This is a genomic window from Paraburkholderia sp. BL25I1N1 (assembly GCF_003002025.1).
In the GTDB taxonomy this organism is placed as follows: domain Bacteria; phylum Pseudomonadota; class Gammaproteobacteria; order Burkholderiales; family Burkholderiaceae; genus Paraburkholderia.
The window spans coordinates 210,527-231,494 of the sequence record NZ_PVZB01000011.1 but is presented as its reverse complement, the minus strand read 5'-3'; the positions used below and the strand labels follow the sequence as shown (position 1 = coordinate 231,494).

Here is a 20,968-nt window from a genome sequence, read left to right as displayed (position 1 = left end):
CTCGCGCGAGGCGCCCGCTTGTCAGGCATTAATGTGGAAATGGGTTAAACGTCAAATCAGGTCAAACAGGCTGCGTTGATAATGCCGACCACCAGTGAAGCTGTGCCCATCAATCCACCCATTGCCGTATTACGCGTTTCAATGGCTTGATTCATGCCGGGCAACAGACGTGTGAGCAATGCGTAAGTGGCAACCTGCACGATCATCGCGCCGACGGCCCAGACCAGCACCAACATCAGCGTGGAATTATGCGCAATGCTCGAGGCAAGCGTCAGGCAAAAGCCGATCAGTGCGCCGGCAAAGGAAAGGAGCGCGGCAACGTTGCCGTCGCGGATCAGGGCCAGTTCGTCGAACGGCGTGACCTTAAGGTAAACTGCCGCGAATCCGAGGATCAGCACAAACGCCGACAGTAAATGAATCCCATAAGAAAAGGCATCACCCATTTATTCCCCCGGATTGTGTATGCCGAGCATGCCGTCGCGCATGCCGATTCTGCCGGCCATGATTATGCGAGAAGCGCGGTTCGAAGGCTCGGCGAAATCGCCGCCAGTATATCCACATCGGAGCGGAGTGCCCAGCGCGATGAATAAGCATAATCGCATGCTGATTCTCTCCGTACTGGTTCTCGCTTCATGCGGATTGGGTTATGAACTGATCAGCAGTACGTTGTCGAGCTATTTGCTCGGCGACTCGGTATTGCAATTCTCGTCGGTGATCGGCTGCTATCTGTTTGCGATGGGCGTCGGCTCGTGGCTCGCCAAATTCATCGACGACGACGACGTGCTCGACCGCTTCGTCGATATCGAACTGCTGGTCGGATTGCTCGGCGGGTTGTCGGCGGCCATGCTGTTCGGCGTGTTCGCGTGGCTGTCCACGCCGTTTCGCGCGGCGCTCTATGCGGTGGTGCTGGTGCTCGGCGCGTTGATCGGCATGGAGATTCCGCTAGTGATGCGCGCCTTTCAGCAGCGCCGCCAGGCGTTTCGCCATACGGTCAGCGATGTCTTGAGTTTCGACTATCTCGGCTCGCTTGCCGTCTCACTGTTGTTTCCGCTCGTGCTTGCACCGCGCCTTGGTCTGCTGCGCACTGGCTTTCTGTTCGGCATTCTGAATGCGCTGGTCGCGTTGTGGACCACGCACACGTTTCGCGCGGAAATCAGCAACGTGCCGGCCAAGCTGGCGCGCGCCGCGCTGGTGATCAGTCTGCTCGGCGCCGGGTTCGCGCTGTCCGAGCGTCTTACGCATTGGGCCGAGCACGGCCTGTATGGCGACGAGACGATCTTTTCCGAAACCACGTCTTATCAGCGCATCGTGCTCACGCAGTGGCACGACGATATGCGTCTGTACCTGAACGGCAATCTGCAATTCTCTTCGCGCGATGAGCATCGTTATCACGAAGCGCTGATTCATCCCACTCTCGAAGCGTTGCCGTGGGCCAAACACGTGCTGGTGCTCGGCGGCGGCGATGGCCTCGCGGTGCGTGAAATCCTCAAGCATCGCAACATCGAAACCGTCACGCTGGTCGATCTCGATCCGGCGATGACGCAACTCTTTTCAAATTCCGCGCCGCTCGTCAAACTCAATCGGGGCTCGCTGAAAGACCCGCGCGTGCACGTGATCAACGACGACGCCGTGCGCTGGCTCGAATCCAACGTCGACGTGTTCGACGCCATCGTGGTGGACTTTCCCGATCCGACCAACTTCGGTTTGGGGCGTCTGTACTCGGTGCCGGTGTATCGCATGCTGGCGCGGCATCTGTCGGAGAACGGCTATGCGGTGATTCAATCGACCTCGCCGTATTTCGCACCGCACGCGTACTGGACGATCGTCGATACGCTGCGCGAAGCGGGCTTCAATACGTGGCCGTATCACTGCTACGTGCCCTCGTTCGGCGACTGGGGTTTCGTGATCGCCGGCAAGCGCCGCGACTATACGATCCCGACGCACTACTCAGAGCCCATGCGCTGGCTCGACGCGCAAACGGCCGTCGAGATGTTTCATTTCCCCGCCGACATGCCCGCGTTGCCGATGGCGCCGAACCAGTTGAACGACCAGCCGCTCGTCCGCCTTTTCGACGAGGACTGGAAACACGTGCTGCGCTGATGGACCGCCGCACATTTCTGCTGGCCGGCGCGGCGGCCACGCTCGCCGGGTGCGGCCGCACCGGCTGGATCGAGACGACGCCGACAGTCGACAGCCCTGGCATGCGCGAAGGCCACGCATTGCGCGACCATCGCAGCTTGCCGCCGCCGTCGGGCACGGTCGAAACCGATATCGCGATTCTCGGCGCGGGCGCGGCGGGTTTGTCGTGTGCGTGGCAACTCGCGCGCGCGGGGCATAAGGATTTCGTCGTACTTGCCGGGCCAGAATTCGGCGGTAATGCGGCCGGCGGTCAGTATGGCGATCTCGGTTATCCGAAGGGTGCGCACTATTTACCCTTGCCGTCGATGGAATCGACGCACTTGCGCGACATGCTCGCCGACCTCGGCGTGATCGAAGCCGATCCATTCACCGCGCGGCCCGTATTCGATGAACGCGTGCTGGTGCATGCACCGGACGAACGCTTGCTGATCGACAGCCGATGGCAGGACGGACTCGTGCCAACGCTCGGCGTGAGTCACGCGGAACTCGCGCAGCAACAGCGCTTTTTTTCTTACACCGACGCGTTGCGCACGGCCGTCGGCAATGACGGGCGCAAGGTGTTCTGCATCCCGCTGACGCAGTCGTCGCAGGATCCGAAATGGCGTGCGCTGGACAAGCGCTCGTTCAAACAGTGGCTCGTGGATGAAGGTTACGACGCGCCCTCGTTGCACTGGTATCTGAACTACGCCTGCCGCGACGATTTCGGCGCGGGTTATGAACGCGTCTCCGCGTGGGCCGGCTTGCATTACTTCTCGTCGCGCGGCGGTCATGCGCGCAACGCCGAAGACGGCGCGGTACTGACCTGGCCCGACGGGCTGCATAGCATGGTGACCAAATTGAGTGCGTCGATCACGCGCCGCGTCGGCAATGAACACACGTGGTCGTTACCGGGCTTTGCCGCGCATGTCGATGAAAAAGCCGGCGGCGTCGAAGTGCTGTGCGTACGCATTGACAACCAGAACGTGCCCACTACGTTCGTTCTGAAAGCGCGTCGCGTGGTCAGCGCGATGCCGCTCTTCGTCGCGCAACACGTGATACCGAATCTGGCCGCTTACGGTTTCGAAGCGCCGCGCGATCTGCCCCCGCGCGCGCCGTGGCTCGTCTCCAATTTCCTGATGGACGGCATGCCGGACGAAGCGCAGGGCGTGCCGCTCGCGTGGGACAACGTCGTGTATCGCGGCGAAGGTCTCGGCTACGTGGTCTCCACGCATCAACTGATCCGTCTGTCGCCGCCGCAGCGTTCGGTGTTTTCGGCCTATCAGGCGCTCGACCTCAAGACGCCCGACGACACACGCCGCTGGCTGGCCGCCGCGCATCCCGACGACCTGCGCACGCAGGCGGCGATCGATCTGCTGCCCGCGTATGGCCGCGAGCTTTGGCGTCATGCGGCCGCACTGGAAATCACCGTGCGCGGTCACGCCATGGCCACGCCGGATGTCGGCTTCCTGAGCCGTCCGGGGTTGCTCGCCTTGCGCGACGTGGACGGCCCGATCCTGTTCGCGCACGCCGATTTGTCGGGCATGTCGCTGTTCGAAGAGGCGTCTTATTGGGGTGTGCTGGCGGCGAACCGCGTCCTGAGATGATCCATGAAGAGCTTACGAATTATTTTTTATTAGCTTTCTTTTGCCTTTCAATTCAGGTTAAATACACGTCACCAACCACTCACTACGGGGACCTGTATGTCGCAATTCATGAAAAGCGCAGCCACGCTCGGCGGCTGCATCGGCATTTTTACGGCGGTCGTCGCCGTGGTGGAATTGCTGGCAGGTTGAGCGTGCGCAGCGGACTCTTTCGTTAGGGGTGAACGCGGAACTCGTCGGCGGCGTCACGCAGGCCGACGCTTTGCCGCTGCCTGGTGAATCGCCGCCCTTACCCGTGGGTACGTGCCGCAACGGCACACGATGTGCGACATTGCCGTGTCGATGTCCGCGTCGGTCGGTTTGGGATTGTGCTTGAGCAGCGCGCAGGCCGCCATCAATTGGGCGCTCTGGCAATAGCCGCACTGCACCACGTCGAGATCGATCCACGCGGCCTTCAACGCTTGTGCTTCCGGACCCTGCAAACCCTCAATGGTCGTGATCTTCTGCGCGTGCAGGCTCGACATGAGCGTCTGACAGGCGAAGTTCGGTTCGCCGTCCACATGGATCGTACACGCGCCGCAAATACCCACGCCACAGCCGAACTTGGTGCCCGTCATGCCGAGTTCGCAACGCAGCACCCACAGAAGCGGCATGTCCGGTTCGCTCTGTACCGCCACCGCCCGGCCGTTGATGTTCAGCGATCCCATGACTGTCTCCCTGTGTTCTTGAATTCGGCCTGCTTCACGCCAGTTTCAACGGCAGCGAGCGCAAGCGCTGGCCCGTCAGCTTGAACACCGCATTAGCCACCGCCGGCGCCACCGGCGGCACGCCCGCTTCACCCACGCCTTGCGGATGCATCTGGCTCGGCACGATGTCCGTGTCGATCACCGGGCAATCGTCCATTCGCACCACCGGGAAATCCAGAAAGTTTTTTTGCTGTACCTGTCCGTCGACGAGTGTGATCTCGTCCTGCAACGCGGTGGATAAACCGAAGACAACCGCGCTCTCCATCTGCTGCCGAATCAGATTCGGATTCACCGGCATGCCGCAATCGATCACGCAGATCACCCGATGCACCCGAATCTTCTTACCCGGCCCGATCGACACCTCCGCGACCTGCGCGACCACACTGCCGAACGCCTCGTGCAACGCGACGCCACGCGCGCGCGGCGCGCCGTCGGCGGCACGCGCTAGCGGATGCTCCCAGTCCGACAGAGCCGCCACGCGCTTTAACACCGCCAGATGCCGCGGATGCTGCTCGAGCAGCGCGGCGCGAAACGCAAGCGGGTCTTTGCCGGTCGCTACCGCAAGTTCGTCGGTAAAGCCCTCGGTGAAGAACGCCTGATGCGAGTGACCCACCGAACGCCAGAACCCGACCGGCACCGGCAATTCGACGATCTTGTGCGCGACGCGCGCAGCGGGCCATTCATAGGGCTGATCGAAGGCGCCTTCGCAGGTGGTCTTGTCGATGGGAAGACGCGGCGCGCCGTAGTAACGCGCGAGCGCTTCCGGCACGATCGCCTGACTTGCCGACGTGGCCTGCCATGCCACCAGTTTGCCGTCGTTGTCGAAACCGGCCTTCAGCCGCGACAGGCACGCCGGACGATAGAAGTCGTGGGTGAAATCCTGCGCTCGCGACCAGAGCGTTTGCACCGGACGGCCCCCGCCCTCGCGCGCGATCGCCGCGGCCTGAGCGATGAAATCCAGCTCCAGACGACGGCCGAACGCGCCGCCGAGCAGAAGCGTTTGCACGTCGACTTTATCCTCGTCGAGTTCCAGTACTTTCGCCACATGGTGCCGCGCGAGGCCGGGCATTTGCGTGGAGACCCAGACCGTGGCTGTACCGTCCGCGACCTGCACGGTGCAGTTGAGCGGTTCGACCGCGCCGTGCGCGAGATACGGCGCACGATATTCCGCGCTGACGGTGCGCGCCGCGCGGGTCATGGCAGCATCGACGTCGCCGAGGCGGTAATAGGCGTGGCCGTCGCTGTCGTCGAGTGCTTGCGCGAGGCGGCGGTCCACGTCCGCGTTCGACAGCTTCGCTGCCGGGCCATCGTGCCAGGTCGCGTCGATGGCGGCGACTGCGTTCATCGCGCGGAACGGGTTGTCGGCGATCACGGCGACGCCGCCGGTCCCGCCGCTGTACGGCGCGACAGCGAACGCCTTGAGGAAGCCCGGCATTTTGCGGGCGGCCGTCGCGTCGAACTTCGCCACCGTGCCGCCGAGCGTTGGACACATTACGACACTCGCGTAGAGCAGGCGGTCCGGCAGCACGTCGATGCCGAAGCGCGCCGTACCGTTGATCTTCGACGCCGCTTCGATACGGCGCAGCGGTTTGCCGATCAGCTTGAAGTCGGCGGGATCTTTTAGCGTCACCTTGCGCGGCAGCGGCTGCTGCGCGGCCATCGACGACAATTCGCCGAAGCTCGCTTTATGCCCTGACGGGTGCAGCACCTGGCCGCCTTCAGCGCGGCACTCGCCGGGCGGCACTTTCCATTGCGCGGCCGCCGCGCCGATCAGCATGGCGCGGGCCGACGCGCCGGCTTCGCGCATGGGCGTCCATAGATCGTTGATGCTCGATGAACCACCTGTCATCATCGTGCCGGCTTCGCGCACCAGCTTGCGGGTCATCCAGACGGTGGCGCGCTTGACGGTACTGTCGTTGTCGGGGCGAAACGGCAAGTCGTCGATGATGCTTTGCACGCTGTTGTAGATCCTGTCGATGGGCGAGTCTTCGACGCGCACCCGCGACCAGTCGGCGTCCAGTTCTTCGGCAAGCAGCATGGCGAGACCGGTATGGATGCCCTGCCCCATTTCCGCCTTGCACATCATGATCGTCACGCTGTTCTCGGCGGCAATCTTGACCCAGCCGTTGAGCGCCACTTGCGTGCCTTGCGCCGGCAGCGGCATGGACGTGGTCAAACGCTGTCCTGGCGGCAGCACCGACCAGCCGACCAGCAACGCGCCGACAGCGCCGGCGCCGCCGAGCAGAAAGGTTCTGCGTTTCAACATGGCATGGTTCGATCAGCTTGCACGATGGCTGGAAAGCTGTGAGAGCGCGGGTCGGCGCCTGGCGTTGTTCCTCGGAATAGTAATAAGACGGGCCACGGATGTGGGACTTAAATGCGTGGGTTCAAGTCAGGGCGGCTTGGGGCGGGGGATGGGGAGGATGGTGGGGATGGGGGGTTGTCGTGGGGTGTTTCATTAAATGGGGGTGAGCAGGACGAAGTGGATTAGCCAGCGCGTCCTATTTGCGACGTTATCGGATTTCTGATCTGACTCAAATGTAGGCTGCGCGGAGCACGCAATGCTGTGAGTTCAGCGCAAAAATAGCAACTTCATCACATTCTGCCGACTACCCTCTCATACAAATTTTTGTATAATCGTAAATGATCGATGCGAAGTCACTCAAGTTCTGCGGTAACTCACTGGACGACTTGCGCGAGTTCCCGCTTTCCGCGCGACGCGACGCCGGCCATCAACTCGATCAGGTCCAGCGCGGTCGTGATCCCGACGACTGGAAACCCATGAATACGATAGGCCCGGGCGCACGGGAAATTCGGATTCGCGACGCAAACGGTGCATTCCGGATCATTTACGTCGCAAAATTTGAAGACGCGATCTACGTGCTGCATTGCTTCCAGAAAAAGACGCAAAAGATCAGCAAAACAGATCTGGATCTCGCCGCCAAGCGCTACCGCGAAATGAAAGAGGTTAAGGCATGAGCAATCGAACATTTTCCAGCGTCTGGGACGCTATCGAAGACACGCCCGAGCAGGCGGAGAACATGAAGCTTCGCTCGGTGTTGATGATGGCGATCAAAGACCATATCGCCCGCACCGGCATGAGCCAGGCGGAAGCGGCCAAGTGCTTCTGCGTCACGCAACCTCGCGTGTCCGACCTCATACGCGGCAAAATCAACCTGTTCGCGCTCGACGCGTTGGTCAACATGGCGGTCGCGGCGGACATGCGTATCGAGATGCGCGTGCTGGACGGCCCAGTGAAACGCAACTCCATGGATAAAACCCCGGCCCGCAAGAGGCCTGTTGCAACAGCAAAGAAACCGGCAGCAGTGAAGAAGCCAAGGACGAAGGGGTCCACACGGCGTAGCAAACCGGGCGCAGCCGTCGCCGCGCAGGTGCGCTGATAGGTAGCTCGCAATTCGCCTCAGCGAAAAGTGATGCGTTGCCGCCCTTCCGCGCCTTCCACCTCACCGCCGGTTCGACCCCGACACGACATCGATCCAAACGGCCAGCACGAGAATGCTGCCCTTCACAATCATCTGCCAATAAGCGTCGACGTCGAGCATCGACATGCCGTTGTCCAGGCTTGCCATCACCAGCGCGCCGATCAGCGCGCCGTAGACCGTGCCGGAACCGCCGCGCATCGACGTCCCGCCGATAAAGCACGCGGCAATCGCATCGAGTTCACCCATCGATCCCGCCGACGGCGAGCCCGCCGCCAACCGCGCCGTGTTCACGATGCCGCCGAACGCGCACATCAGCCCCATCAGCGCGAAGATCGCCAGTTTCACGCGATTGGTGTTGACGCCTGAGAGCCGCGTCGCTTCGAGGTTCGAACCGACCGCGTAGATACGTCGCCCGAACACGGTCTGCGTGGCAATCCACGTAAAGATACCCAGCAACGCGAGCAGCAACAGCACCGGCACCGGAATACCGCCATACCGATCGAGCGTGGCAACGAAACCGGCGAGTATCACACCCGCGCCGACCACCTTGACCACGTCCTGCCAGACCGGCACCACGCGCAACTGATAACGCTCGCGATTGCGGCGCTGCCGTATCGTCAGAAAGGCGAGCAGCAGAAACAGCACCACCGCGAGCGTGTCACCCGCGAGCCGCGGCAAATATCCTTGGCCGACGAACACGAAACCGTCCGACACCGGCGCGATCGTCGATCCACCGGTCACGCCGAGCAGAATGCCGCGATACGCGAGCATGCCGCCGAGCCCGACAATGAACGAAGGCACACGCCGATAGGTGGACCACCATCCGTTGAACATGCCGACCAGCACGCCGAGCAGCATCACCACGGGCAACGTGACGCCGATCGGCCAGTGCCGGTTAACGTCGAGTATCGCCGCCACGCCGCCGAGCAAACCGAGCAGCGATCCGACCGACAGATCGATCTCGCCGGCAATGATCACGAACACCATGCCGCACGCGAGCATGCCGGTAATCGACATCTGCCGCAGCAGGTTCGACAGATTGCGCGGCGTGACGAACGCGCCGTGCGTGAGCATCGAAAAGAAAATCCAGATCGCGGCCACGGCAATCAGCAGCGCGAGAATCTTGTAGCGCGCGAACAATTGCTGAATGCGCTGCGGACCGGCGAATGCGCCTCGCGGCGCGGCTTCGTCGGCGCGTTGGGAAGTAACGTCGGGCGTCATGCGGCACTCGCTGCGGTTGGGTTCGGGGATCGCTGCACGGGACGGATCGCGGCGCTGAGAATGTCCTCTTGCGTGAGGCTGTCGTTGATGAAATCGCCTCGCAACTCGCCTTCACCGATCACCAGCACGCGATCGCTGATGCCGAGCACTTCAGGTAATTCGGAGGACACCATCACGATCGACATGCCGCGCTGCGCCAGTTGAAAGATCAGCTTGTAGATTTCATATTTCGCACCGACGTCGACGCCGCGCGTGGGCTCGTCGAGAATCAGCACCTTCGGATTGGTCAGCAACATGCGTGTCAGCACGGCCTTTTGCTGATTACCGCCCGACAGACTCGCGATCGACAACATGGGATGCGCGGCGCGCACCGAAAGCCGCTTCATCTCCGTATGAATCGTATCGAGTTCGGCTGCGGAGTCGATTCGCCCGCCCGATGCGAAGCGCTGCAACACCGCGAGCGTGATGTTATGGCCGACGCTCAGCCCCGGCACGATGCCGTGGCGTTTGCGATCTTCCGGCACCATGCCGATGCCTGCGCGAATCGCATCGACGGGTGCGCGAATCTTCCGCGGCTTGCCGTCCATCACCACGGTCGCCTCGCTCTCGCCCGGATACGCGCCGAAGATCGCCTGCATCAACTCCGTGCGCCCCGCGCCGACGAGACCGGCCACGCCGAGAATCTCGCCATGCCGCAGCGCGAACGACACGTCGTTCACACGCTTGCGGCGTGGATTGGTCACATCGAAACACGTGACGTGGCGCGCCTCGAAGATCACGTCGCCGATCGGATGCGGCTCGCGTGGAAACAGGTTCTTGATTTCGCGGCCTACCATCAACGAAATGATGCGGTCGGTGGTGAGCGCGCGCATTGGCTCGGTCGCGACATGACGCCCGTCGCGAATCACGCTGATCGTGTCGCACACGGCCGCCACTTCATCGAGCTTGTGCGAGATGTACACGCAGGCCACGCCGCGCCGCTTCAGATCGCGCACAATGTCGAGCAGAATGCGGATCTCGGAAGAAGTCAGCGAAGAAGACGGTTCATCGAGAATCAGCAGCTTGGCGCGCTTGTTCAGCGCCTTCGCAATCTCGATCAACTGTTGATGGCCGCCGCCATAGTTCATCACCGGCTGTGCGGCGTTAATTCCGCTGATGCCAAGTTCGCGCAGCAGTTCGTCGGCGCGCTGGTACATCGCGGCGTAATTCATGCGGCCGCCGGGCAGCGTGATTTCATTGCCGAGAAAGATGTTCTCCGCCACCGACAACTCCGGCACCAGCATCAACTCCTGGTGAATGATGATGATGCCGGCGCGTTCGGTATCGCGCACGCTGGCGGCTTTCAGCGGCTCGCCTTCCCAGATGATTTCGCCGTCCCACGTGCCCCACGGATACACGCCCGAGAGCACTTTCATCAGCGTCGATTTGCCCGCGCCGTTCTCGCCGCACAGGCCCACGCATTCGCCGGGCGCGACCGTGAGGTCGATGCCGTCGAGCGCCTTCACGCCGGAAAACGCCTTGACGATGCCACGCATCGTCATGAGAGCTTGCGTCATTCGCTATGCCTCGCTGCAAGGCGCGCGACGGCGCCGATGCGCATGACACGCATCGAAGTCCGCCGCGCACACGTTACGCTCATTGGCTCGCGAGCTGGGCCTGGCTATAGAAGCCGTCCTTGACGACTACATCGACATTGCTCTTGGTGAGCAACGTGGGTTGCAGGAGCACCGTGTCGACTTTCTTCTTGCCGTTGTCGTATTGCGAGTTAAAGGCGGGTTTTTCGCCCTTTGCAAGCGCCACGGAGAGCTTGGCCGCTTCGCCGGCAATCAGTTTCAGCGGCTTGTAGACGGTCATGGTCTGCGTGCCGGCAATCACACGTTTCACGGCCGCGAGGTCCGCGTCCTGGCCCGATACCGGCACTTTGCCCGCCATGTGCTGCGCGGCGAGCGCCTGGATCGCACCGCCCGCGGTGCCGTCGTTCGAGGCGACGATCGCGTCGATCTTGTTGTTATTCGCCGTCAGCGCATCTTCGACAATGCGCAGCGCCGTGGACGCGCTCCATTCCGGCACCCACTGCTGACCGACTACTTTGATGTCGCCTTTATCGATGGCGGGCTTCAGTATCTTGAGCTGACCTTCGCGCAACATCTTCGCGTTGTTGTCGGTCGGCGCGCCGCCGAGCAGGAAGTAGTTGCCCTTCGGCTGCGCATTGTAGACGCCTTGCGCCTGCAATTCGCCGACCTTCTCGTTATCGAACGAAATATAGGCGTCGACATCGGCGTCGAGAATCAGGCGGTCATATGAAACCACCTTGATGCCCGCTTTCTTTGCTTCGGCGACCACGTTACCGAGCGTCTTCGAATTGAACGGCACGATCACGATGACATCGACGCCGCGCGAGATCAGGTTTTCGATCTGCGAGATCTGCCGCGCTTCGCTCGCATCGGCGGATTGCACCGACACTTTCGCACCGAGTTTTTCCGCTGCGGCGACGAAATAGTCACGATCGCGCGACCAGCGCTCGACGCGCAGATCGTCGATACAGAAGCCAATTTCCGGGTGATCCTTGCTTGCATGCGCGAGCGGCGCGGCAAGCGACAGGCTGGCGAGCACCGCTCCACATACGAGCGAACTCAATACGTTACGACGCGTTGCGAATTTCATCTCTGTCTCCTTCTTCTGATAGCCGGAATACCGGATTGGACGGTTTGCGCTGCGAGCCACAAGACCGGACAAGCGACAACCCAAAGCTTCCTGTTTCGCGCGGTCGACGTGGCCGCGCGATTTTTTTTGGTGTTGCGACTTCTCGATGCACTGCTTCCTGAAACGCTGATCAACGTCCGCTATAAATCGCCTGATTCACGATGTTTTCCATCAACTCCTGATGGCCGCTTGCGTGCTGCGGGTTCAGACCGCGCGCCATTGCGTCCTCGGCCAGCGTGGAGAGCGAATAATCGCCGGAAGAAATCTTGCGGCCGAACTCCGCATCCCAGCCCGCGTAGCGCTGACGTTTGAATTGATCGAGACGATCGTTTTCAATCAGTACCGCCGCGCGTTCGACGGCGAGCGCAAGGTTATCGATCGCACCAATGTGACCGTAGAACAGATCTTCCGGATCGACGCTTTGGCGCCGTACTTTCGAATCGAAATTCATGCCGCCGGTTGTGAATCCGCCGTGTTTGAGAATTTCGTAGAAGGCGAGCGTCAGTTCTTCCACACTATTTGGGAATTGATCCGTATCCCAGCCGTTTTGCGGATCGCCGCGATTCGCGTCGACGCTGCCGAAAATACCCAGCGCGTAGGCCGTGGCGATCTCGTGATGAAACGAGTGGCCCGCGAGCGTCGCATGATTGGCCTCGATGTTCACGCGAATCTCTTTGTCGAGCCCATGCTGCAGCAAAAAGCCATGCACGGTCGCGACGTCGTAATCGTATTGATGCTTGGTCGGTTCCTGCGGCTTGGGTTCGATCAGCAACGAGCCTTTAAAGCCGATCTTGTGCGCATGGTCGACGACCATATGCAGAAAGCGGGCGAGTTGATCGCGTTCACGCACGAGGTCGGTATTCAGCAAGGTATCGTAACCCTCACGGCCACCCCACAGCACATAATTATCGCCGCCGAGTCGTTGCGTCGCATCGAGCGCATGGCGCACTTGTGTCGCCGCAAACGCGAACACCTCCGGATCGGGACTGGTCGCGGCGCCGGCCGCATAACGGGGATGCGAGAACAGATTGGCCGTGCCCCATAGCAGCTTGATGCCCGTGGTTTCCTGCTTGCGCGCCAGATAGTCGGCGATGCGCAAGAAGTTTTCGCTGTATTCCTTCAGGCTCGCCCCCTCAGGCGAGACATCGGTATCGTGAAACGTGTAGTACGGCGTGCCGAGCTTCGAAAAGAACTCGAATGCGGAATCCGCTTTCTGCTGCGCGCGCTCCATCGCGTCGCCCGCTTGCTGCCAGGGACGTCGAAACGTGCCTTGCCCGAAAATATCCACACCCGGCCAGACGAACGTATGCCAGTAACATACGGCAATGCGCAGATGTTCTTCGAGCGTCTTTCCGAGTACCTTTTTGCTTTTATCGTAATGGCGGTACGCAAGCGGGTTATCCGATTGAGGGCCTTCGTAGCGGATCTCGGGAATGTGTTCGAAGTAAGACATCAGCGTCTCCAGTTTATGGTGCACCGCAACCCGTGCGGCGTCGCCGCGCCGGTTGACAAGGTGACGCCATGCTGCCGCTTGCACGATGCGTCGGCAATTGCGAAATTGCGCAGCGTGCTTGATGTTTCTTACCGCCCATGATTTTGTTTCGCACCGGCGCGCGATTCGGGGCCTAGAATAACCAGACGCTTAAAACCGGTGCCATTCAAACTAAGCATCTAACAGGAGACGAAGGCGTGACGGGTCATTGGCCCGCGCGCCGCTCACCGCCATGACCCGTCCGCAAACGCCACAGACGACCCATCGGATCGCGCTGCTGTTCAACGCGAACAAGGTCTACGACCGCGAGATCATTACCGGCATCGGCAACTACCTGCTGTCCACGCGCGTGGCGTGGGACCTGTTCCTCGAAGAAGATTTTCGCTGCCGGCTGACGGGCATCGAACGCTTCGACGGCGACGGCATCATCGCGGATTTCGACGATCCCGCCGTGGGCGAAGCGCTGCGCGATTGTCCGTTGCCGGTGGTCGCCGTGGGTTCGTCGTTCGAAGATCCGGCGCACTATCCTCCGGATTTACCCTATATCGCCACCGACAACAGCAAGCTCGTCTCGCTCGCCTACACGCATTTGATCGGCGCGGGTCTCGAGCACTTCGCGCTGTACAGCTTGCCGCAGGCGCAAGAGAACCGCTGGGCGCAACAGCGCGAACTCGCGTTCGCTCATCTGCGTAGCGCGGACGGACACAGCGCGGAGCAGATCGACGGCGAGATGTATCGCGGACTCTCCACCAGCGCGCCGTCATGGAACCAGGCGACCGAACAGCTCACCGCGTGGCTGCGGGATTTGCCCAAGCCGGTCGGCATCATCGCCGTGACCGATGCGCGCGCGCGGCATCTGCTTCAGGCGTGTTTGATCGCCGGCATTCCGGTGCCCGAAGAAGTCGCGATCATCGGCATCGACAATGATCCGTTGACGCGCACGTTGACGCGTATTCCGCTTTCTTCGGTGATTCAGGGCACCGAGGAAATGGGCCGCACCGCGGCTCACCTTTTGCATCAGATGCTGCATGGCGCGCGCTTTCCCGGGCGGCGCATTCTCGTTCCGCCGGTCGGCATCAACGTACTCGAATCGACGAAGCATCAACCGCTGGCCAGTCCGTATGTGATGCGGGCGCGGCACTTCATTCGACAGTACGCGTGCCAGGGTATTCGCACCGAACAGGTTGCCGACTATGTGGGCGTATCGCGTTCGTCGCTCGAAGAGTACTTTCGGCGCGAACGGCAGTGCACCGTGCATCAGGAAATTTTGCGTCATAAACTCGATGTCGCGAAAGCACTGCTGGCAAAGCGCGATGCGTCGAGCGCGGAAGTGGCGATCCGTTGCGGCTTTACGTCGTTGCAATACATGTACGCGGTATTTCGGCGTGAACTCGGTTGTACGCCGCGTGAATACCAGGAGCAGGCGAATTCGACGTCCGCGCCGGGCTGAGCATGCCTATTCTCTTTTCTTCTCACTGACGACATGATCAGCATCGCACAACTTTCTTCCGAGCCGTGGGGCACATTGCGCGGTGGCGATTCCGTTCGACTCTTCACGTTGCGCAATGCGCACGGTATGAAGGTCGCCATCAGCGATCTGGGCGCGACGCTGGTCTCATGGCATGCGCCGGATCGCGCCGGCGTGCTCGGCGATATCCTGCTCGGCCACGACACGCCCGCCGAATATGTGGCGGCCACCACTTATATGGGCGGACTGATAGGCCGGTGGGCTAACCGCATTGCCGATGCGCGGTTCACGCTCGATGGTATCGAGTACACGCTCGATCGCAATGAAGGCGCGAATCTGCTGCATGGCGGCACTGTGGGTTTTCATCGCGCGCTGTGGGACGTGAGCGAGGACAACGGCGCGTTGCTCATGCGGCTGGAGTCGCCCGAAGGCGACGCCGGTTTTCCCGGCAACGTGACCACGCAGGTGCGCTACTCGCTCGACGACGACGGCACGCTGACCATCGCCTATGAAGCGATCACCGATGCCGCGACGCCGCTCAATCTGACGAGCCATCCGTACTTCAATCTCACAGGCCGGCCGGGGGCCGATATTCGCGGCCACGTGTTGTCGATCGATGCCGACCGCTTCTTTGAAGTCGATGCCGCGATGATTCCGTGCAAGCTCGCGGAAGTGGCAGGCAATGCCTTCGATTTCCGGCAGAGCGCGCCGATCGGCGCGCGGCTCGACTGGCCGCACGCGCAATTGGCGACGGCCGGCGGCTTCGATCATTGCTACGTGCTGCACGATGCACGCGACGCCGGCAAGAACGGCGCCACTCCGCCGGTGCGCCAGGTTGCCTGCGCTTACGATCCCGGCAGCGGACGCGAATTGACCGTCTCGACCGATCAACGCGGCTTACAGTTTTATAGCGGCAACCGGCTAAAAGGCGACACAGGACGCGGCGGCGTTGCGTATCAAGCACATGCCGGTTTGTGTCTCGAAGCGGGCGGCTTTCCGAACCAGGTCAATATGGCTGAGCAGTACGAAGTGATCGTGCGAGCCGGCAGCACATATCGGCAAGTGACTGCGTACCGTGTCGATGTACGCCAAGGCGTGTGACGCGATTGTTCACTTATTACGAACGACATTACATCACACCGACTTACTGTTTGTGGCAACACTGAATTACCGTATCAGGGGTTTCCCCTAGACCTCGCCCTTCCTAGAATCCGTGCGTGGCGCCGAGATTGTTGCGGCGCCCAATAAAATATTCTCGGAGGGAAGCATCATGAAATCGCTTATCAAGGCAGTCGCGCTAGTTGCAGTGTTCGCAGCGCCGGTGGCATCGTTCGCGCAATCCGAGCAGCCGGTCACGCGCGCCGAGGTCAAAGCGCAATTGAAGCAGCTCGAACAGGCCGGCTATAACCCCGCGGTCGCAACCGACTCCACCTACCCCGCTGACATTCAAGCGGCCGAAGCTCGCGTGGCCGCGCAAAACAGTGGAGCGACGGGATATGGTCCTTCCACCACTGGCTCGTCCGAAACCGGCTCCGGCGTTCCTGCTGGAAATCCGAATCTGCAAGGTCAGTAGTACGCAATCTGTTTTCGTCAATTCGATGCGAGCGCATGGTTCAGGCATGCGCTCGCGTTTGTGCGTCGAATGCGTGACCATGACAGCGCGGCGGCTTATAGCGCTCGCTTCGGTGGAATTTAAGGGGTAGGTTTTTGTGGTCGTTCTGAGGGTGCGGGTGAAGGAGGCGCATGCGCTTGTGCATGGCGCCTCCTTCGTTGATGCTTTTGGTTCACCGCTACCCGTTGATCAGTGCCGCACGGCGACCGATTGCTGCGTTTGCGTTTTTACGATCGACGCGGTTTTCGCGGGCGTTCTTTTTCGCTTGGGGACGTTGTCGGTGGATTGCAATCCGCTCGCGAGCTTGGATGCTTCGGCGAGAAGGCGCGTTGCGTGGCTGGCCGTCAGACGCGCTTGAGAGACGCCCTTTGCATCGAGTGCGATCACCTGGAAAAGCTCGCGATCGTTTTCGAGGTCTTGCTGATATTGCTCCGCAGTGTCGACTAGCAGCTCGAGCATGATCTGGCGACGGCGTCTTTCGTCACTCGTAATGGGAGGATTCCTACATATCGAAGACGCGAGTGTAATCAGCGTGTTCAGTTGACTCAATTGCCGATCGCAGAAGTCGAATGCAGATAGGGCGAGTTTTTCGTACTGGAGTGCGTCGACAGGCGGGCGTGAAGCGGGTTGACTCTTGATAGGCTTGGTCATTTTGCGATCTCCCTGATGCTTGCTCAGATCGCCCGACACTCTCTTTGGGAAGGGTGAGCGGGCACGTAGCGGGATTGACAGACCGTGATCGTAACGAAACGGCGAGCCTTGCGGCTCTCCCACTACAGCCCGCCCATTGAAACGTAGACGTGCAGCAATAGACGCACGACCCGCCTGAGCGGGTGTGCGGTTACGATCGCAGGCTGTCAAACCTGGCCGCCGGGTGTTTCCCGACGGCTTGATAATTATAAATCAGGTGGGATTATGAGAGGGTAACTGGGCGGGATAAAGGCTCGGTTTTGGACGATTGCACAGGTTAATGATGTACGTAGGCTTGTGCGTACAGACGCCGGTCGCGTTGCACTAAGCGGACTGGCGCAGTGCGCGCCATACATTTCCCGATGTCTGGTCAGTGCAACCTATACGACGACGGATGATATTCTAAAATCCATCAGTAGTCCCACTGCACCGGCACGAAATGGAAGCGTTCACCCTTCTTTGCAACGTGCCCAATAGACGGGAACGCGACATGCGCTGCGGCCAGCAGAGCGCCCGTTTCAGCGGCTTCGTTGAGCAGCGCGATACGAACATCCGCAGCCACCTCAGGCTCGTGCTCGAAGCCATTTTGCCATCGGGGATTGTCGAAGTTGACTTCGAAAATCGCGTCGCCTACGAACGTCAGCTTCTCGCCGTTTGATGCGATGTCCACGACGCAGTGCCCCGGGGTGTGTCCGCCCGTCACGCGGGCCGACACGCCCGCTGCGACTTCCACGGTCTGATCGAACCGCACGATGTTTTCGCCATAGAGCTCGACGAACTTTGCAGCAGCCTTGCGGAGTGCGGGAGGAACCGTTTCCGGCATCACCGTCTTGCTGAAGTCCGGATTTTTCCAGAACTCCACTTCCGCAGCCGACACGTGAATGCGCACGTCCGGACGCAGCTTGGCCTTGACGCCATCAACGTTCAGCCCGCCGACGTGATCCATATGCATATGCGTAACGACAATGTCGGTGATCGCAGCCAGGTCGATGCCAGCCGATTCCAGGCGCATCACCGACCGACCGGCGCGCGAGAAGTATTCGAAACCGTCACCCACGCCCGAGTCGATCAGGATCAGGCGTTCGCCGCTGCGCACGAGCGCGATATTCAGCGCCCAGTCGAACATGTCACGTTGCAGGAAACGACCATCGAACCATTCGTTGCGGTCCGCTTCGCTCACGTTAGTGGACATGGTGGAGGTCGGCAGCGGCAGAACGCCATCGCTGATCAGCACGACATCGACATCACCCACGCGCACGGCGTAGCGGGAAGGCACGAGTTCGCCTGAACCTTCTTTGCCAAGGTTGGCGGTGACAGGCTGCACATTACGGGTTGTTTCGCTCATGGCAATAGTCCTCTTAAACAATGGGGTAAGCAGCACTGGGCGGCGTGGCGCACTAACACGAGCGTGAATACCGCGCGCTGCGTGTTGCTCGCGTTTAGACACGACCGTGAAACTGATTCTAGTCAGCGGGGGTGAATGCCAGTAGCGTCGCGAATGTGCTCAGCGTGTTGTCCGAACGGCAACAATCGACGAGTTTGAGGAGGCTCCGTGAATGTCAGCACGCGCCCGAGATGAATGCGGAAGCGCGAGAAGTGATGCAACCAGGCGGGCGTGCGTTCGACAAACCATCGATATTTGCGACGGCCGCTGCCATGTGTGGGACGGTGCCTGGCCATCATCGGCTTGATGCCGCAATTACACAATATCCGCCGATGCCGCTTGAGTTGTCGCCGCGATCGGCGTGGATCACGCGCGGGCGTTGCAGTGGATGTCCGCGCAGACGCGCATCGGCGGAATGGCGTCGCCGGTCGGCTGTGAAGGAAGTACGCCGCTGCTTGCTTAGCGGGTGTGATCCACGTGACTAAGCAACGGCCGCATGGACTCGCGGAACCGAACATCTATCGGTTGCGAGCAAATGCAAACTCGGTCTACTGCCTCTCCCGCTCGTCCGGCATATGCCGCCGCATAAAAACATCAATACCATCCACCCGCGACGAAGCAAACGCCCTGACCACTACAACACCCACAATACCCAAAACAACCACCACAGCCGGGATCTCAAACAAGGTCATATCCACGATGAACCTCCTCATAAACCGGGGGCAGCCGCAGCGCCCTACAACATCACCGCGACTACACCTCACACTCCCAGTTTACGAAGACAGACCTCGACCACCAAACGAGCATTTTTCATCGCTATGTGAGAAATACTCGCCGTAGCGCCAAACCGGCGTCACGCTCACTCAATGCCGCTCCGGATAACGCAACCTCGAATGATTCCGGCCATAAGACATGTAAATAGTCATGCCGATCACGAGCCACACAACAAGCCGCACCCACGTAACAAGCGGCAGCCCAGCCATGAGCAGCAGGCAAAACAGAATCCCCAGGATCGGCACGATCGGCACCCCAGGAACCCTGAAAGGACGTGACGCATCCGAGTCGCTGCGCCGCAAATAAATCACCGCGCCGCACACAAGAATGAACGCGAACAAAGTGCCGATACTAACCATCTCTCCCAGTACGCTAATCGGCGTAAGCGCCGCCACGATCGCAACAACCGAGCCAATCAGAATCTGGCTCAAATGAGGCGTCTGAAGACGCGGATGAACTCGCGCGAAAAGAGGCGGCAGCAAACCATCCGTCGACATCGTGAAGAAAATTCGACTCTGCCCGTACAGCAGCACGAGAATCACCGTGGTCAATCCTGTCAGCGCACCGATCTTGATCAGAATGGAGAACCAGTTCATGCCGATGGCATCCACCCCCTTGGCGATCGGATCAGGAACATTCAGTTCAGCGTAAGGCACGAGCCCAGTGAGCACGCCTGCAACGAGTATGTACAAAATTGTGCAAATGATCAGCGACCCGAGGATGCCGATCGGCATGTCCCGCTGCGGTCTTCTCGCCTCCTGCGCCGCGGTGGAAACCGCATCGAAGCCGATAAACGCAAAGAACACCACGGCCGAGCCGCGCAGAATCCCGCTCATGCCGAAGTTGCCGAACTCGCCGGTATTCGCGGGAATAAACGGATGCCAGTTCGCCGGCTTGATGAAAAACAGGCCGAGGGCGATAAAAGCCACCACCACGACCAGCTTGACTGCCACCATGATGTTATTGAGCCGCGCCGATTCCTTCGTACCGAGCACGAGCATGATGGTAAGAATGGCGATGATCACTATCGCGGGCAGATTGACGACGCCTGTCGCGGTGGTGCCATCGGCCAGCTTGATGACGGTGCCGGGTGCAGTGGCGAGAACGGGCGGAATATTGATCCCTACGTTATGCAGCAAGCTCACGATATAACCGGACCATCCGACCGCGACCGTGGCGGCGCCCATTGCGTATTCGAGGATCAAGTCCCAGCCGATGATCCACGCGAATATTTCACCCAGCGTGGCATACGTGTACGTGTAACTGCTGCCGCATACCGGCAACATTGCCGCCAGTTCCGAATAACAGAGGCCGACGAACGCGCATGCAATGCCCCCGAGCACGAACGACAAGACGATGCTCGGGCCGGCGAATTGCGCTGCGGCGGTGCCCGTCAGAACGAAGATGCCGGCGCCGATGATGGCGCCGATACCCATCGCCGTGATACTGGTGGCGCCGAGTGTTTTCGATAGTGAGTGGCCTTCTTCCGCGTCGGCGCTTCCTACAATATCGGCGACGGATTTCCGTGCCATGTAGCTCGTATCAGCCATGATGAGTCGTCCCGTTCGAATGGTGTTGGGCACGCGCCGACCCGGCTTGCTTCGGCTCGCGGATCACGACAAAAACATCTGTTACTGAAAACTAGCGGTAAGGTAAGGGGAATGGAAAATTCAGTGTAGTCCGAATAAAAAGCAAAGTGAATATTTGATTCTGCCT

17 protein-coding genes and 2 pseudogenes are annotated in these 20,968 nt (G+C 60.5%); 7 read left to right on the top strand and 12 right to left on the bottom strand.

Features of this window, described 5'->3' with window-relative positions; translation table 11 throughout:
- Positions 1 to 56 precede the first annotated feature (56 nt).
- On the bottom strand, positions 57 to 443 hold the full coding sequence (locus tag B0G73_RS18385) for a DUF350 domain-containing protein (RefSeq protein WP_106282735.1): 387 nt from the start codon (positions 441 to 443) through the stop codon (positions 57 to 59).
- 139 nt (positions 444 to 582) lie between these two features.
- Here B0G73_RS18385 and B0G73_RS18380 point away from each other — a divergent pair, with 139 nt between their 5' ends.
- Entirely contained in the window at positions 583 to 2,100 is a 1,518-nt protein-coding gene (locus B0G73_RS18380; RefSeq protein WP_106282779.1) for a polyamine aminopropyltransferase, read from the top strand.
- A complete protein-coding gene (locus B0G73_RS18375; RefSeq protein ID WP_106282734.1) occupies positions 2,100 to 3,722 on the top strand; it encodes an FAD-dependent oxidoreductase in 1,623 nt (540 codons plus the stop codon). Before B0G73_RS18380 ends, B0G73_RS18375 begins: the two co-directional genes overlap by 1 nt.
- A 242-nt stretch (positions 3,723 to 3,964) precedes the next feature.
- Here B0G73_RS18375 and B0G73_RS18370 read toward each other — a convergent pair whose 3' ends face one another.
- Positions 3,965 to 4,426, bottom strand: a complete 462-nt coding sequence (locus B0G73_RS18370) for a (2Fe-2S)-binding protein (protein WP_106282733.1) — start codon at positions 4,424 to 4,426, stop codon at positions 3,965 to 3,967.
- 34 nt (positions 4,427 to 4,460) lie between these two features.
- On the bottom strand, positions 4,461 to 6,731 hold the full coding sequence (locus B0G73_RS18365) for a xanthine dehydrogenase family protein molybdopterin-binding subunit (RefSeq protein WP_106282732.1): 2,271 nt from the start codon (positions 6,729 to 6,731) through the stop codon (positions 4,461 to 4,463).
- Positions 6,732 to 7,108: 377 nt separating this feature from the next.
- Here B0G73_RS18365 and B0G73_RS18360 point away from each other — a divergent pair, with 377 nt between their 5' ends.
- Together B0G73_RS18360 and B0G73_RS41255 are read left to right on the top strand one after the other, a co-directional pair.
- Positions 7,109 to 7,444: a type II toxin-antitoxin system RelE/ParE family toxin gene (locus B0G73_RS18360; RefSeq protein WP_106282731.1), complete on the top strand. Its 336-nt coding sequence runs from the start codon at positions 7,109 to 7,111 to the stop codon at positions 7,442 to 7,444.
- A pseudogene (locus B0G73_RS41255) lies at positions 7,441 to 7,713 on the top strand (helix-turn-helix domain-containing protein); the annotation flags it as partial. The gene B0G73_RS18360 and the pseudogene B0G73_RS41255, both read left to right, overlap by 4 nt.
- Before the next feature lie 216 nt (positions 7,714 to 7,929).
- On the opposite strand, the gene B0G73_RS18350 reads toward B0G73_RS41255, so the two are convergent.
- The 4 genes from B0G73_RS18350 to xylA form a co-directional block, all read right to left on the bottom strand.
- Complete coding sequence (locus tag B0G73_RS18350) at positions 7,930 to 9,129, bottom strand: sugar ABC transporter permease (RefSeq protein WP_106282729.1); 1,200 nt, start codon at positions 9,127 to 9,129, stop codon at positions 7,930 to 7,932.
- On the bottom strand, positions 9,126 to 10,685 hold the full coding sequence (gene xylG, locus B0G73_RS18345) for a D-xylose ABC transporter ATP-binding protein (RefSeq protein WP_106282728.1): 1,560 nt from the start codon (positions 10,683 to 10,685) through the stop codon (positions 9,126 to 9,128). Before xylG ends, B0G73_RS18350 begins: the two co-directional genes overlap by 4 nt.
- Positions 10,686 to 10,764: 79 nt before the next feature.
- Entirely contained in the window at positions 10,765 to 11,793 is a 1,029-nt protein-coding gene (xylF, locus tag B0G73_RS18340) for a D-xylose ABC transporter substrate-binding protein (RefSeq protein WP_106282727.1), read from the bottom strand.
- A gap of 169 nt (positions 11,794 to 11,962) precedes the next feature.
- Positions 11,963 to 13,285: a xylose isomerase gene (xylA, locus tag B0G73_RS18335; RefSeq protein WP_106282726.1), complete on the bottom strand. Its 1,323-nt coding sequence runs from the start codon at positions 13,283 to 13,285 to the stop codon at positions 11,963 to 11,965.
- Positions 13,286 to 13,556: 271 nt separating this feature from the next.
- Between xylA and B0G73_RS18330 the strand changes: the two genes are divergently transcribed.
- The 3 genes from B0G73_RS18330 (at position 13,557) to B0G73_RS18320 (ending at position 16,365) form a co-directional block, all read left to right on the top strand.
- On the top strand, positions 13,557 to 14,774 hold the full coding sequence (locus B0G73_RS18330) for a DNA-binding transcriptional regulator (RefSeq protein WP_106282778.1): 1,218 nt from the start codon (positions 13,557 to 13,559) through the stop codon (positions 14,772 to 14,774).
- A gap of 33 nt (positions 14,775 to 14,807) precedes the next feature.
- Complete coding sequence (locus tag B0G73_RS18325; RefSeq protein WP_106282725.1) at positions 14,808 to 15,893, top strand: aldose epimerase family protein; 1,086 nt, start codon at positions 14,808 to 14,810, stop codon at positions 15,891 to 15,893.
- A gap of 169 nt (positions 15,894 to 16,062) precedes the next feature.
- Positions 16,063 to 16,365 (top strand): DUF4148 domain-containing protein, encoded by a 303-nt coding sequence (locus B0G73_RS18320; protein ID WP_106282724.1) that lies wholly within the window; start codon positions 16,063 to 16,065, stop codon positions 16,363 to 16,365.
- A 228-nt stretch (positions 16,366 to 16,593) separates the two neighbouring features.
- On the opposite strand, the gene B0G73_RS18315 is transcribed toward B0G73_RS18320, so the two are convergent.
- The 5 genes and pseudogenes from B0G73_RS18315 to B0G73_RS18305 form a co-directional block, all read right to left on the bottom strand.
- Positions 16,594 to 17,055 (bottom strand): hypothetical protein, encoded by a 462-nt coding sequence (locus B0G73_RS18315; RefSeq protein WP_106282777.1) that lies wholly within the window; start codon positions 17,053 to 17,055, stop codon positions 16,594 to 16,596.
- Between the two features lie 451 nt (positions 17,056 to 17,506).
- On the bottom strand, positions 17,507 to 18,439 hold the full coding sequence (locus B0G73_RS18310) for an MBL fold metallo-hydrolase (RefSeq protein WP_106282723.1): 933 nt from the start codon (positions 18,437 to 18,439) through the stop codon (positions 17,507 to 17,509).
- Positions 18,440 to 18,640: 201 nt separating this feature from the next.
- A pseudogene (locus B0G73_RS41250) lies at positions 18,641 to 18,910 on the bottom strand (IS5/IS1182 family transposase); the annotation flags it as partial.
- A gap of 116 nt (positions 18,911 to 19,026) precedes the next feature.
- Positions 19,027 to 19,176, bottom strand: coding sequence for a hypothetical protein (locus B0G73_RS40530; protein WP_181196579.1), 150 nt, complete (start codon positions 19,174 to 19,176; stop codon positions 19,027 to 19,029).
- 165 nt (positions 19,177 to 19,341) lie between these two features.
- The gene (locus B0G73_RS18305; RefSeq protein ID WP_106282722.1) at positions 19,342 to 20,802 is read right to left on the bottom strand and encodes an amino acid permease; all 1,461 of its coding nucleotides are present in this window, start codon (positions 20,800 to 20,802) and stop codon (positions 19,342 to 19,344) included.
- Positions 20,803 to 20,968 lie beyond the last annotated feature (166 nt).

Bases quoted from the DNA above. Each gene is read 5' to 3' on its own strand.
- B0G73_RS18385 (WP_106282735.1), bottom strand. From the start codon at position 443: ATGGGTGATGCCTTTTCTTATGGGATTCATTTACTGTCGGCGTTTGTG.
- B0G73_RS18305 (WP_106282722.1), bottom strand. From the start codon at position 20,802: ATGGCTGATACGAGCTACATGGCACGGAAATCCGTCGCCGATATTGTA.
- B0G73_RS18375 (WP_106282734.1), top strand. From the start codon at position 2,100: ATGGACCGCCGCACATTTCTGCTGGCCGGCGCGGCGGCCACGCTCGCC.
- xylA (WP_106282726.1), bottom strand. From the start codon at position 13,285: ATGTCTTACTTCGAACACATTCCCGAGATCCGCTACGAAGGCCCTCAA.
- B0G73_RS18310 (WP_106282723.1), bottom strand. From the start codon at position 18,439: ATGAGCGAAACAACCCGTAATGTGCAGCCTGTCACCGCCAACCTTGGC.
- B0G73_RS18325 (WP_106282725.1), top strand. From the start codon at position 14,808: ATGATCAGCATCGCACAACTTTCTTCCGAGCCGTGGGGCACATTGCGC.
- B0G73_RS18315 (WP_106282777.1), bottom strand. From the start codon at position 17,055: ATGACCAAGCCTATCAAGAGTCAACCCGCTTCACGCCCGCCTGTCGAC.
- B0G73_RS18320 (WP_106282724.1), top strand. From the start codon at position 16,063: ATGAAATCGCTTATCAAGGCAGTCGCGCTAGTTGCAGTGTTCGCAGCG.
- B0G73_RS18365 (WP_106282732.1), bottom strand. From the start codon at position 6,731: ATGTTGAAACGCAGAACCTTTCTGCTCGGCGGCGCCGGCGCTGTCGGC.
- xylF (WP_106282727.1), bottom strand. From the start codon at position 11,793: ATGAAATTCGCAACGCGTCGTAACGTATTGAGTTCGCTCGTATGTGGA.
- xylG (WP_106282728.1), bottom strand. From the start codon at position 10,685: ATGACGCAAGCTCTCATGACGATGCGTGGCATCGTCAAGGCGTTTTCC.
- B0G73_RS18350 (WP_106282729.1), bottom strand. From the start codon at position 9,129: ATGACGCCCGACGTTACTTCCCAACGCGCCGACGAAGCCGCGCCGCGA.
- B0G73_RS18330 (WP_106282778.1), top strand. From the start codon at position 13,557: ATGACCCGTCCGCAAACGCCACAGACGACCCATCGGATCGCGCTGCTG.
- B0G73_RS18360 (WP_106282731.1), top strand. From the start codon at position 7,109: ATGATCGATGCGAAGTCACTCAAGTTCTGCGGTAACTCACTGGACGAC.
- B0G73_RS18380 (WP_106282779.1), top strand. From the start codon at position 583: ATGAATAAGCATAATCGCATGCTGATTCTCTCCGTACTGGTTCTCGCT.
- B0G73_RS18370 (WP_106282733.1), bottom strand. From the start codon at position 4,426: ATGGGATCGCTGAACATCAACGGCCGGGCGGTGGCGGTACAGAGCGAA.